At 59.6% G+C, this 11,835-nt stretch carries 9 protein-coding genes; 3 read left to right on the top strand and 6 right to left on the bottom strand.

Annotated elements, in window-relative coordinates:
• Positions 1–92: 92 nt before the first annotated feature.
• The gene (locus GA0061103_RS27420; protein ID WP_092716775.1) at positions 93–992 is read left to right on the top strand and encodes a LysR substrate-binding domain-containing protein; all 900 of its coding nucleotides are present in this window, start codon (positions 93–95) and stop codon (positions 990–992) included.
• 110 nt (positions 993–1,102) lie between these two features.
• On the opposite strand, the gene GA0061103_RS27425 is transcribed toward GA0061103_RS27420, so the two are convergent.
• Together GA0061103_RS27425 and GA0061103_RS27430 are read right to left on the bottom strand one after the other, a co-directional pair.
• Positions 1,103–1,417: a hypothetical protein gene (locus GA0061103_RS27425; RefSeq protein ID WP_092716777.1), complete on the bottom strand. Its 315-nt coding sequence runs from the start codon at positions 1,415–1,417 to the stop codon at positions 1,103–1,105.
• Positions 1,418–1,718: 301 nt separating this feature from the next.
• Positions 1,719–2,594, bottom strand: a complete 876-nt coding sequence (locus GA0061103_RS27430) for a helix-turn-helix transcriptional regulator (protein ID WP_092716779.1) — start codon at positions 2,592–2,594, stop codon at positions 1,719–1,721.
• 113 nt (positions 2,595–2,707) lie between these two features.
• Between GA0061103_RS27430 and GA0061103_RS27435 the strand changes: the two genes are divergently transcribed.
• Positions 2,708–4,159, top strand: a complete 1,452-nt coding sequence (locus tag GA0061103_RS27435; RefSeq protein WP_092716781.1) for an MFS transporter — start codon at positions 2,708–2,710, stop codon at positions 4,157–4,159.
• A gap of 93 nt (positions 4,160–4,252) precedes the next feature.
• On the opposite strand, the gene GA0061103_RS27440 is transcribed toward GA0061103_RS27435, so the two are convergent.
• Positions 4,253–6,037: a trimethylamine N-oxide permease gene (locus GA0061103_RS27440; protein ID WP_092716782.1), complete on the bottom strand. Its 1,785-nt coding sequence runs from the start codon at positions 6,035–6,037 to the stop codon at positions 4,253–4,255.
• A 242-nt stretch (positions 6,038–6,279) separates the two neighbouring features.
• Here GA0061103_RS27440 and GA0061103_RS27445 point away from each other — a divergent pair, with 242 nt between their 5' ends.
• Complete coding sequence (locus tag GA0061103_RS27445; RefSeq protein WP_092716784.1) at positions 6,280–8,649, top strand: trimethylamine N-oxide demethylase; 2,370 nt, start codon at positions 6,280–6,282, stop codon at positions 8,647–8,649.
• On the opposite strand, the gene GA0061103_RS35590 is transcribed toward GA0061103_RS27445, so the two are convergent.
• The 3 genes from GA0061103_RS35590 to GA0061103_RS27460 form a co-directional block, all read right to left on the bottom strand.
• Positions 8,646–9,245 (bottom strand): methyl-accepting chemotaxis protein, encoded by a 600-nt coding sequence (locus GA0061103_RS35590; protein ID WP_092717124.1) that lies wholly within the window; start codon positions 9,243–9,245, stop codon positions 8,646–8,648. The genes GA0061103_RS27445 and GA0061103_RS35590 overlap by 4 nt on opposite strands.
• Positions 9,246–9,360: 115 nt before the next feature.
• A complete protein-coding gene (locus tag GA0061103_RS27455) occupies positions 9,361–10,698 on the bottom strand; it encodes an NAD(P)-binding domain-containing protein (protein WP_092716786.1) in 1,338 nt (445 codons plus the stop codon).
• A gap of 67 nt (positions 10,699–10,765) precedes the next feature.
• Positions 10,766–11,806 (bottom strand): heme-dependent oxidative N-demethylase family protein, encoded by a 1,041-nt coding sequence (locus GA0061103_RS27460; RefSeq protein WP_092716788.1) that lies wholly within the window; start codon positions 11,804–11,806, stop codon positions 10,766–10,768.
• Positions 11,807–11,835 lie beyond the last annotated feature (29 nt).

The raw sequence follows: 11,835 nt of genomic DNA on the forward strand, positions 1-11,835 counted from the left end.
AGATTTTCTCTGCAACTAAAGAACCTGGTGAGAAAAGAAAAATTGCATTTTGTGTTCGATCCATGCCCTAATGTTATGGAAAGGGCATTGGGATGCGATTGAAACCAAGACAGGTGGAAGCCTTCAGAAGCGTCATGATGACGGGAGGCATCACGGCTGCAGCCGATGCCTTGAACGTCACGCAGCCCGCCGTCAGCCGCCTCATCCGCGATCTGGAGGAAATCGTCGAGATCACGCTATTCGAGCGGGTGGGCGCTCGCCTGGTGCCGACGGTGGAGGCGACACAGCTCTTCCGAGAGGTCGAGCGGCTGTATCTCGGCCTCGATCAGATCGCCCAGGCCGCCGACGACATTCGTCGGCACAAGAACATCGTTCTGAGAATTGCGAGCGTGACGTCGCTTGTCCGCCCATATCTTCATCAAGCCATTCTCGATGTCGTTGGCAATCGGCGCGACATTCCGCTTGTCATCGACGTTGAAAACAGCCGGCACATCTGGGACATGGTCGATAAGAACCGCTACGATCTCGGCTTCGTCTTCGGTTCGCCCCGCATGGCGGACAAGAACGCCGTTCTCCTGCACAGTTCCCATGCTGTCGCCGCCATGGCCCCGGGGCATCGACTGGCCTCCCGGCGCGTCATCCGGCCTGCCGACCTCATGGAGGAACGCGTGCTGATCCCCGGTCGCAATTCGCCGCTCAGACTGGCGCTCGACCGCGCCTTCTCCGCGCAGGATCATCAGCCGACCAGCACGATGGAAACATCAATGCTCAATTGCTGTCATTTTGCAGCCGCGGGCATGGGCATTGGCATCGTCGATCACACAAGCCTGCAGTCCGCCGGAACCGATATCGTCGCGATACCGTTCGAACCGCAGATCGAGGTCGCCTACTTCGCCATTCGTCCTTCCGGCGGTCACCGCATCTCAATCCTGGACGACCTGATCAAACGAATGAGCGAGCTCATCGACTCGGATGCAGAGTCCGGGCTTTAGGCGCGAAACACACGCTATTTAAGCTCGTCGTCCCAATGAAATCGCATACGGCGGCGGGACATCGAAATTTTACAGAGATGTTCGTTGAGGTCGGACTCGGGATGCAAATTTCACCGGTAATCCTCAAGCCGAAGCTGCTCGGCCTCCCTTGTTTCCATTATCTCTGCCGGCTTCCTTCGATTCGTTTTCATCACATCGCGGTTGAAGTCATTAACTGCCCAGCAAACACCGATGGTTTGAAGATGCGCGGCGTTTTCTATTCCAATTTTTATGAGAAAAGTCAGCCGCCCGGCCAACGCATTGCGGTAATGCTCATTGTTATCGAACCAAGGCTGGCTGGTGACGTTGTCCAGTACCTTCTGGAGTATGGCGACTTGCTTCGGCGATAGGCTGCCTCCCATAAGGTGGCGAAAGCGTTCCATCATGCCTCCTTCGAGGACCACTGCTACCGCGACATCACAGATGGACTCGCTTCTGCAAGTGAAACTACTCAGATACTAATGCAGTCCGTTACTTCAGCTCCGCGCGATGGACGATCCCGATGGCAAGCCGCCAGCCAAACCGGCCATTGCTATGTCTGCTGCCGGCACGTTAGGCAGACTGCCGTTTAAAGCCTACGTCCATTTTTGACAGTGCCGGAACACGGAATGCCCGACGAACGGGCGGAAGCCGCCGCAAGTTCGCTCGTAATAAACGATCCTTTTGAAGTTCTGCCGGCCTTACCGCTCAGCAAGCCCGCCTGCGCTTCATCATCGCGCTCAGCCTCTCCGCCCCGGCTTCGTCGACGGGTGTGTAGACGATCATGCGGTCGTCATTGCTGGGGCTTGCCCACCAATTGTTGGATTGCAGCGCCAGAATCGCGCCATCCACGAGGCGGAAGCGCTTCACGGTGTTCTCGATACCCTTGAGCTGGTAGCGATCCCACACGATGCGGAACTGATCCGAAGCGCTCATATAGCGTTCCAATTGCCGCTCCCAGGCCGGATCGTCGAGATGTTCGGCCATGGAGGCGCGGAACAGCGCTGCCATATTGGCCAGCATCTCGTCGGGATCGGCCTGGCTTGCGCGCCAGGCAGGGTTGACGAGGGATAGATAGATGCAGTTCCGGTCCTCGGGCGGGACGGCATCGAGGTCAACGCCGACGAGGCGGCGATAGGCCTCGTTGAAACCGCGTATATTATAGCGCTTCGTCTGGATAAGAGCCGGGTAAGGACAGAGCTGATCGAGGATGCGCTGGCTTGCCTCGGTGAGCGGCTCACAGACGCGGGGATTCTCGAGCCGGGGCGGGACCGGCAGATTGGCCAATCTGAACAGGTGCTCCGTTTCGACTTCGTTGAATTCCAAAGCATGTGCGACGGAGAGAAGCACGCGCGGCGACACGCGTATCGACCGGCCCTGCTCCAGCTTGGTGTACCAGGTAATGCCGATATCGGCACGCGACGCCACTTCCTCCCGTCGCAATCCGGGTGTACGAATCCGGCCGGCGCGACCGAGGCCCAGTCGCTTCGGGTCAAGAGTTTCCCGCCGTCTTCGCAACATCTCGCCGAGCTCCTGTGCCCGCGAAAGCATCTGATTGGGGACGATATCGAGCGTGCCGTGCATTTCCATTCTCCAGCCTGATACTTTTTATACCAGTCTAAACAGGTATCTTGTACCAGTTTAACATAGGTGTAGAACGCTGTGGACTCAGTTTTGGAAATGCTTTGAGGTCCCCCATGTCATCCGCACCAATCCGGCTTGGCCAATTCGGCCTGCTGATCCTGCTTGCCGGGCAATTGCTGTTGCAGCTCGATTTTTCCATCATCAATGTCGGCCTTGCCGCCATCTCCGCCTCGCTGCACGCCGGCGAGACCGAACTCGAACTTTTCGTCGCCGCCTATGGCGTCGCCTTCGCCGTCTGCCTGGCCATGGGTGCGCGCCTTGGCGACAATTTCGGCCGCAGGCGCATGTTCGGCCTCGCCGTCCTGATGTTCTGCCTCGCTTCCCTGCTTTGCGGGGTGGCGACATCGGTCGCCTTCCTCATCGTCGCCCGCGCGCTGCAGGGAATTGCGGCAGCGCTGATGGTGCCGCAGGTGCTGGCGACGATTCACGTCAGCCTGACCGGACGCGATCATGCCCGTGCCGTTTCGCTCTACAGCGCGATCGGCGGCATCGCCTTCATCGTCGGCCAGGTTCTCGGCGGCTTCCTGATCTCGGCTGATATTGCCGGCTCCGGCTGGCGCAGCATCTTTCTCATCAATCTGCCGATCTGCATCCTGATCCTGCTCAGCATGTGGCGGCATGTTCCCGAGACGCGTGGCCAAGGCAGGGTTCCGGTGGACTGGTCGGGCATGATCACGCTAGCGCTGCTGACGCTTTCGGTCCTGCTGCCGACCGCGCTCGGCCCGTCGCTCCACTGGAATTGGCTTTGCCTGCTCGGCTTCGTGCCGATCCTGCCGCTGGTGGCACTCCTTTGGCGCATCGAGCGCGCCAAGGAGATGCGCGGCGCCTTCCCGATCCTGCCGCCATCACTCACGCGCATCTCCAGCATGCGGTTCGGAGGGCTGATCGCCATACTCTTTTTCACCTGCTGGAGCGGCTTCATGTTCGTCTTCGCGCTGACGCTGCAAGCAGGTGCCGGGCTGACACCGCTGCAATCGGGCAATGCCTTGATTGCACTCGGCGGCTCCTATTTCGTCTCGGCCGCTTTCGTCACGCCTCGCCTTGCAAACATACGCCGGGAACTCATGCTGGCGATGGGCTGCGTGATCCAGATGAGCGGGCTTGCGCTGCTCATCGTGACGCTCGAAACAGTCTGGCCGCAACCCGGCGTCATCAACCTTATTCCGTCCACCATTCTGATCGGCTTCGGCCAGGCGCTCATCGTCAACAGCTTCTACCGGCTCGGGCTGGCGGACGTGCCGCATGAACACGCCGGCGCCGGCAGCGCGATGCTCGCAACCATGCAGCAGGTATCGTTGGGTCTCGGACCGGCGATCCTGGGGGCCGTATTTGCCCAGGTGCTGCAATATTCCAGCGCCTATCTCTCCGCCGGGGTCACGGCGATCGCCGTCGAGCTCGGGCTGATGGCCATCCTGCTGGCGGCCACGCTTCTACGGCTGGCGCGACAGCGCAGCCGGCCTCAAGAAGCCGAGATCGACGACACTCTCATCGTCGCACCCGAGTGATCGAACGATCAGGATCAGTTGGTCCCATAGCGAAGTCCGGCCTGTGACCAGGCCGGACTTGCAAACATGAACCTCGTCTTCGACCAGATGCCGTTATGCCGGCAACTGGAAGGCCCAATTGGCGATCAGCACGATGGCAAGGCCGCCGGCAAGCGCCAGATAGGGCAGAATGCCGGCTTTTCTCACACCCAAATCCTGACCGACAAGGCCCAGATCATCCATCGCACCGGCGGGGAACTTGCCGCCATCGCGAACATAATGCCTGTAGGCAAAGACCGGCAGGATCAGAGCTGCAAAGGCAAATCCGATCCAGAGCGCATTGGCATAACCCCAGACCTTCGCCCCCGCGCCAAGGAAAAGCGCGTTGACGAAAGCTAGGATGGTATTGAGGCCGATGAGCCAGGACGGTGCTTTCCACGGGCGCTCGACATGACCGGAGTCCATCCGGTGTATCCAGCCGGAATTGAGGTTGAGGAAGTTGAAAATGATGTATCCGACGTTGGAAACAGCGAGCACGAAGAAGTAGCCGCTGGTATCCGACGCAATCGCCAGAAGCGAGAGGTTGAAGGCGAAGTCGGTCCACATCGCTCTCGTCGGAGCGCCGTTCTCGTTCACATGATCGAGATATTTCGGCAGCCAGCCGTCCTTGGAGCCCTGATAGAGCGTGCGCGAGGAGCCGGCCATCGCCGTCATGATGGCGAGGAACAGCGCCAGGATCATCAGGATGACGAGCAGCTGCGTGACGATGCGGCCGGCGCCGATCAGGCCGCCGAGCGCCTCGGCAACGCCGGTGCCGTCAACAATGCCCGGCGCCAGCATGCCGGCATGGCCGAGCACGCCCTGGAAGGCGAAAGGCACGAGGAAGAAGAAGATGCAGCAGGCAAGGCCTGAATAGAAGATCGCCTTGAAGGTGTCCGTCTTCGGGTTCTTCAGTTCCCGCGTATAGCAGACTGCAGTCTCGAAACCGTAGGTCGACCACGCGGCGATATAGAGGCCACCCAGAAAGAGCGTCCAGCCACCGTTGCTCCAAGTTCCGTCAGTGCCGGCATAGGCAGCGGTTGGCGGCACGAGGCCGGTGACATTGGATGAGACGATCTGGCCGCTGACGATCGGATAGACGCCGATGATGAGCAGCGGCACCAGCACGATGATGGCAAGCCATTTCTGCACGCTCGCCGTCTCGGAGATGCCGCGATGCTGGATCGCAAAGATGATCAGCATCAGGATGCCGCCGATGAAGAAGGTGGCATTGATGTTGGCGGTTGCGAGGAAGGGAATAGTGAAGCTGAAAAGGGACCAATTACGAATGGCAGGCGTCAAAGCGGCAACGCCATCGGCACTCAATAGCGCCTTGACGGCATCGTCGGGTGAGGTGCCGGCATGTGCCGCAATATATTCGGCAACACGCGGGCTGTCGGCGGCGATGGAGGTGGCGTGTGCGCTGATCCAGCTCAGCACAGCCTGCGAATCCGCCGCCGGAATGGGGAAGAAGGCATTGAGGATATAACCGGCTGCAATGGCACAGCCGAGCGACAGCACCGGCGACCAGGCAAACCAGTTGCACCAGACGGAAAGCGGCGCGATGAATTTCGAGTAACGCAGCCAAGCCGTCGCGCCGTAAACAGAAGCGCCGCCGGACTTGTTGCCGAACATGCCGGCGATTTCCGCATAGGTAAAAGACTGCAGGAACCCCATGACCATCGAAATGATCCACACGACGAAGGCGAGCTTGCCTGTCGTGCCGGCGATGCCGCCGATGGAGAAGAGAACAAGTGGCGGCACGCCCGCAGCCACCCAGAACGCGCCCTTCCAGTCCAGCGCGCGTATAAGCTTACCTTCGGTGCCGGCAGAAGCGCCGGCGTCCACGATATCCGTCATCGGTGATATTCCCCATTTTGTTCCGGACGTATCTCTCGTACGTCTCCCTGAACGTGCCTCCCATGGCATTGCGGGGCTTGCTGGAGGTTTTCATGAGCCGAGTCTGCGCGCGGTTTCCAGATACATGCCCTTTATGCATAGTGAAGATATTTTCTTTTTAGTCAATATCCCTTTACTTTCCGATGGCATTTTGTCAGCATGATTCCGGTGTCCTGACGGACGTCATTTCCCGAGAGGGCTTAATGCGAGATCTCCACCCGCCAACCGCCGGAATACGGCCGATTTCGGCGAGCATCATTCGCTATCCGGGCATTCCGGCACTACCGAAAGATACCGAACGCTATCGCTGCAAAGGCGGCGGATCGCTGGTCGTGCGCGTCGAGCCTGGCGATCGCATTACGCTGACAGACAGCGAGGGTGGCCAGGTCTGTGAACTCACCTTCATCGACGAAAAGGGCCGCTTTCAATCCGCAGGATTAGGGTCTACATTCACCGGCGAAGCAACGGGTCTGAAAGCTATCCTTTCCTCGGAAGATGAAAGCGCGGCTCGCGTTAGGGCGGCGCTGGAACGCTGCGGGGCGGACCTCGCATCCGCAGCGGCGCTTCGCCTCTTCGGAGCATCGTCGCCAGCGGGCAGCACGGCGGAATTCACCATCGCGACCAAAGGCCTGCTTGTCGCCTGTGCACCGGGAACAGCCATGTCGCCGGAGGCGCAGGATACGGCAACGCCCGTGGAAGTCAGGATACGCCGCACGACGATCCTGCGAGATTATGCTTCCGCGCTGCCTGAACCGCTTGCCGATCCGATCGAAGACATTCGCATCAAGGCTGCAACCGCCTCGGCCTATTTCGTTCGCGCCGGCGAATATATTCAGATCATCGATGTCTATGGCCGGCAATGCACCGACTTCCAGGCTTTTTCCGCCCGCAAAGTCGACAAGGGGCTCGATCTTGCGCTCGATTCCACAGTGACTCGAACCCTGCTCGGCCGCAGCTATCCGGCTCCCGGCCTGCCGTCCAAGGCCTTTGACCGCGATTTCGAGCCGCTGGTGGAAATCGTCCAGGATACGGTCGGCCGCCATGACGCTTTCGCAACGGCCTGCAATTCCCGCTACTACGACGACATGGGCTATCCCGGCCATGTGAACTGCACCGACAATTTCAATGCGGCCCTAGCGCCCTACGGCATTGCCGGCCGAAAGGGCTGGGAGGCGCTCAACTATTTCTACAACACCAATGTCGATCACAATAACCAGCTCTACCTCGACGAGCCCTGGTCCAGGCCGGGCGATTACGTCCTGATGCGCGCCCTGACGGATCTCGTCTGCGTCTCCTCATCCTGCCCCGATGATATCGATGCGGCCAACGGCTGGGATCCGACCGACATTCACGTGCGCACCTTTTCCGGCAAAGAAAAATTCACACGAGCGGTGGCCTATCGCATGACCCCTGACGCCGACCCCGAACTGACGCGGGAAACCGCGTTCCATCCGCGCCTCTCCGCCCTGACGCGCGACTACACCGAATATCGCGGCTTCTGGCTGCCGAACCGCTTTTCCGCGGAAGGGCCGGTCGAGGAATACTGGGCCTGTCGCGAACGCGCCGTCGTCATCGACCTTTCGCCGTTGCGCAAATTCGAGGTGACGGGTCCGGATGCCGAGGAACTGCTGCAATACTGCCTGACGCGCGACGTGCGCAAGCTCTCGACGGGTCAGGTCGTCTATTCCGCCATGTGCTACGAACACGGCGGCATGATCGACGACGGCACGCTGTTTCGCCTCGGCGACAAGAATTTCCGCTGGATCGGCGGCGACGACTATAGCGGCATCTGGCTGCGCGAGCAGGCCGAGAAGAAGGGCTTCAAGGCCTGGGTCCGCTCCTCCACCGACCAGATGCACAACATCGCCCTGCAAGGCCCGAAGAGCCGCGATATCCTGAAGGAGATCATCTGGACGGCACCGCGTCAGCCGACGATCGGCGAGCTCGAATGGTTCCGCTTCACCGTCGGCCGCATCGGCCACTTCGAGGGCGCGCCGGTCGTCGTGTCGCGCACCGGCTATACCGGCGAACTCGGCTACGAAATCTTCTGCCATCCGAAGGATGCGGCAGCCGTCTTCGATGCAGTCTGGAAAGCCGGCGAACCCTACGGTCTAAAGCCGATGGGCCTGGAGGCGCTTGATATGGTGCGCATAGAGGCCGGCCTGGTCTTTGCCCATCACGAATTCGACGATCAGACCGATCCTTTCGAGGCCGGTATCGGCTTCACGGTGCCATTGAAATCCAAGCAGGACGACTTCATCGGTCGCGAGGCGTTGCTCAGGCGAAAGGAAAATCCCCGTCACCTGATGGTCGGTCTCGATGTCGAGGCCAACGAGGCTGTGGGACATGGCGATTGCATCCATATCGGCCGCGCGCAGATCGGCGTCATCACCAGTGCCACACGCTCGCCGATCCTCGGCAAGACCATTGCGCTTGCCCGCGTCGACGTCACGCATGCGGCTGTCGGCACCAAGGTCGAGATCGGCAAGCTCGATGGTCAGCAAAAGCGGCTTCCCGCCGTCATCGTGCCCCTATCGCACTATGACCCGCAGAAGACGCGGCCGCGTTCCTAATCCGATCTCTTTTGCGCACCCGAGATCGCGCGCGCGGCCTCTTCCGAGGAGTTTGCAAGCGTGCGCATCTCCGCTGCCAGCACGGCAAAGCCCGATCCAGCTGTTCCGGCTCTTGCAGCCTCAATGCCGGCGTTAACGGCGAGTAGCTTCAGATAGCGCAGCGACTGCAGGATCTCGTTGGTCTTCGATGCCGTGATCCGCATATCCGCGGTTTGATCGTCAAGCCTCTGATAGAGGGATTCGATGTTGATAATGCTGCCTTCGAGATAAAGAAGCTCGCCGGCTTCATCCCAGACTCCTCCACCCGTCTCGGTCACCCAGATGAGATGTCCGTCACGGTGGCGTATGCGATATTCCATCGTCCAGTCGGTGCGGTTTTCCAAGGCCCTGCCGACAAGCTCATCCATCATCGGAACGTCCTCCTCGTGCATGATGGAGGTGAAGGTCCGCAGGCGGTTACCGATGATTTCATCGGCAGGATAACCGAAGATGCGCGCGATGCCGTCGGTCATGTCGAGCATCGTATAGTTTTCGTCAGCGCGGCAACGATAAAGAAAGCCGGCCATGCGGCTGAGAACGCTTGTTTGAAAATCCATGGAAGCCGTGCCCGAAGAGAAAGTTGCCAATGAACTCGTTTCGTCTCAACACATAAAAGTCCGGCAAGGGCGGCTCTTGCCTCCCTTGCCGGTTAGGTGGGGAAGTGACCAGGGATCAATTACGCAGATATTCCTCCATGGAATCATCAAGCGCGTCGACCCAAGGCGTATGGTGTGTCGGCGACATGGTGCCGGTCATCAGCGAGCGGTAGGCGTGGTCGCGGAAGCCCATGATGTTCTCGGCCTTGTGGTGCTCCCACTCCATGAAGGTCTTGTTGGTCCCTTCGATATCGAAGCTTGGATAATCCGTCTCGGCGAGCAGCTCCTTCACGTAGTCGCCCTGGTACCAGATCATCTGCTCGGCATCTTCAAGTGTTTCTTCACGGGCGCGCCACTTGTCGAAGTTTGCCTGCAGTTCCGCTTCCGGCGGCAGTTTGATACGGCCCATGATGACGTCGCGCGCCCACCAGGCCTGCACGTCGAACATGTTGAAGGTGTAGAACTGATCCTGCATGCCGATGTAGAAAAGCTGCGGATTCTTGTCGAAGACCACGCCCTTGTAGAGGTGGTCTGCCCAGAGGCGATTGGCCGTCTTCAGGCGGAGATCGTCCGGCAGGAATGGGAAGTGATGCTGGTAGCCGGTGCACAGGATCAGTGCATCGACTTCCTTGGAAGAGCCGTCGAGGAAATGGGCGGTCTTGTTTTCAAGGCGTGTCAGAAGCGGCCGTTCCTCGAAATTCTCGGGCCATTTGAAGCCCATCGGCTTGGAGCGATAGCTTGTCGTTACCGACCTCGCTCCGTATTTCCAGCATTGCGAGCCGATATCCTCGGCCGAATAGCTGCGACCGACCAGCAGCACGTCCTTGCCCTTGAACTCCAGCGCATCGCGGAAGTCGTGGGCGTGCATCACTCGACCGTTGAAGGTCTTTACCCCCTCGAAATAGGGCACATTCGGCGTCGAGAAATGACCCGAGGCAACGACGACATAGTCGAATTCCTCGTCATACATCCGGTCGTGGGTACGGTCGTGGGCGGTGACCGTAAACTTCTTCGTGGCATTGTCGAAATTGACCATCCGCACCGGCGTGCTGAAGCGCACCCATTTGCGCACGTCAGCCTTCTCGACGCGGCCCTTGATATAGTCCCAGAGCACGGCGCGCGGCGGGTAGGAGGCGATCGGCTTGCCGAAATGCTCTTCGAAGGAATAGTCGGCGAACTCCAGGCATTCCTTCGGGCCGTTCGACCAGAGATAGCGATACATGCTGCCATGGACCGGCTCGCCATACTCATCAAGGCCCGTGCGCCAGGTATAGTTCCAAAGACCGCCCCAATCCGCCTGCTTTTCAAAGCAGACGACTTCAGGGATATCAGCTCCCTTCTTCGCTGCCGATTGAAAGGCCCTCAGCTGGGCAAGGCCCGAAGGGCCGGCACCGATAACGGCAACTCGTGTCATGTGGCATTCCCCTTCCCGATTCTATCGAAGTTCTTATTGCATGCAGTTCCTGGCGCGATGCCCGGCATCAATCCGGGAAGATGCCCGGGCTGGTCGGCGCTCCGTCGTCATATTGCGAAAGCCAGTCGATGGTGGTCTGGCGGAACCGTGTCAGCCCCTTGTAGTCGATGAGCTCGGGCGGCAGCGTTTTCAGCACGCGCGGGAAGCGCCGCCCCCATTTCGGCACGGTGACGAGCTCGTCCATGTTCATCAGGTAGCAACGGATGACGAAAAGAATGGCGTTCGAGCGCGGCAGACGCCAGAGGCTCTGCAATTCGACGCGCAGATGCACCTTCTCGCCAACATTCTCAGGCGTCACCGTGGTCCGGTCCGGACCCCATTTCGGATAGTTCTCCGGGCTGGTGTCAAGACGAGGATTGATCGTCATCGTCCAGTTGAACCGACGCGTCGGCTTACCCAGCTGCAGGTTCAACAGGAATTTCAGCGCCCGGTCGAAAACGCCGATCTGATGGGCAAGCGGCACCGGCCCGTGCCATTCCATGAAGTTCATGCCGATGTCGAAATCAAGCGACCAGTCGGCCTGGGTCGTCACCATGCCAGCATCCATCCAGAGATTGCTGTCGCGCTGGTCGACGATGCAGAAATCGCCCTGCGCCTGGCGGGTGATGTATTCGAAGGGTTCGTAAGGCAAAGTCGACGCATCGCCGAAGGTGAAGGTGTCGTCGATGCCAAGGGGACGGTTGATCCAGCGCCATTGATCGCCGTTCTTGGTGAGCGTGAAGTGCTCGGGATAGCCGGCAGCCTGCTCTTCCATCAAGAGTTCCAGCGTATCCCATTGCGCCGACATCATGTGCGGCAGCGCCTGGTAGCGCAAAGGATCTTCCTTCAGCACCAGCGCCCGGTCGTGCATCTCGGCGACGTAGTGCTCGTCGACGTCGATCAGGCTTTCGTAGATCGTATTCTTCTGCCCCTTCACATGCGGTTCCATGTTGACGGAATACATGTATTCGTCGCGATCGAAGGGAAACGGAAAGCGGCGGATGTTCTCCGGACTGTTGCGATAACTGAAATCGTCCCGGAACGTTTCGTGCTTGAAAGCGATTGCCATGTCCGTTCTCCTGGGTATCGGCGGGATGC

This window comes from Martinezella multihospitum, from assembly GCF_900094585.1.
GTDB lineage: Bacteria > Pseudomonadota > Alphaproteobacteria > Rhizobiales > Rhizobiaceae > Rhizobium > Rhizobium multihospitium.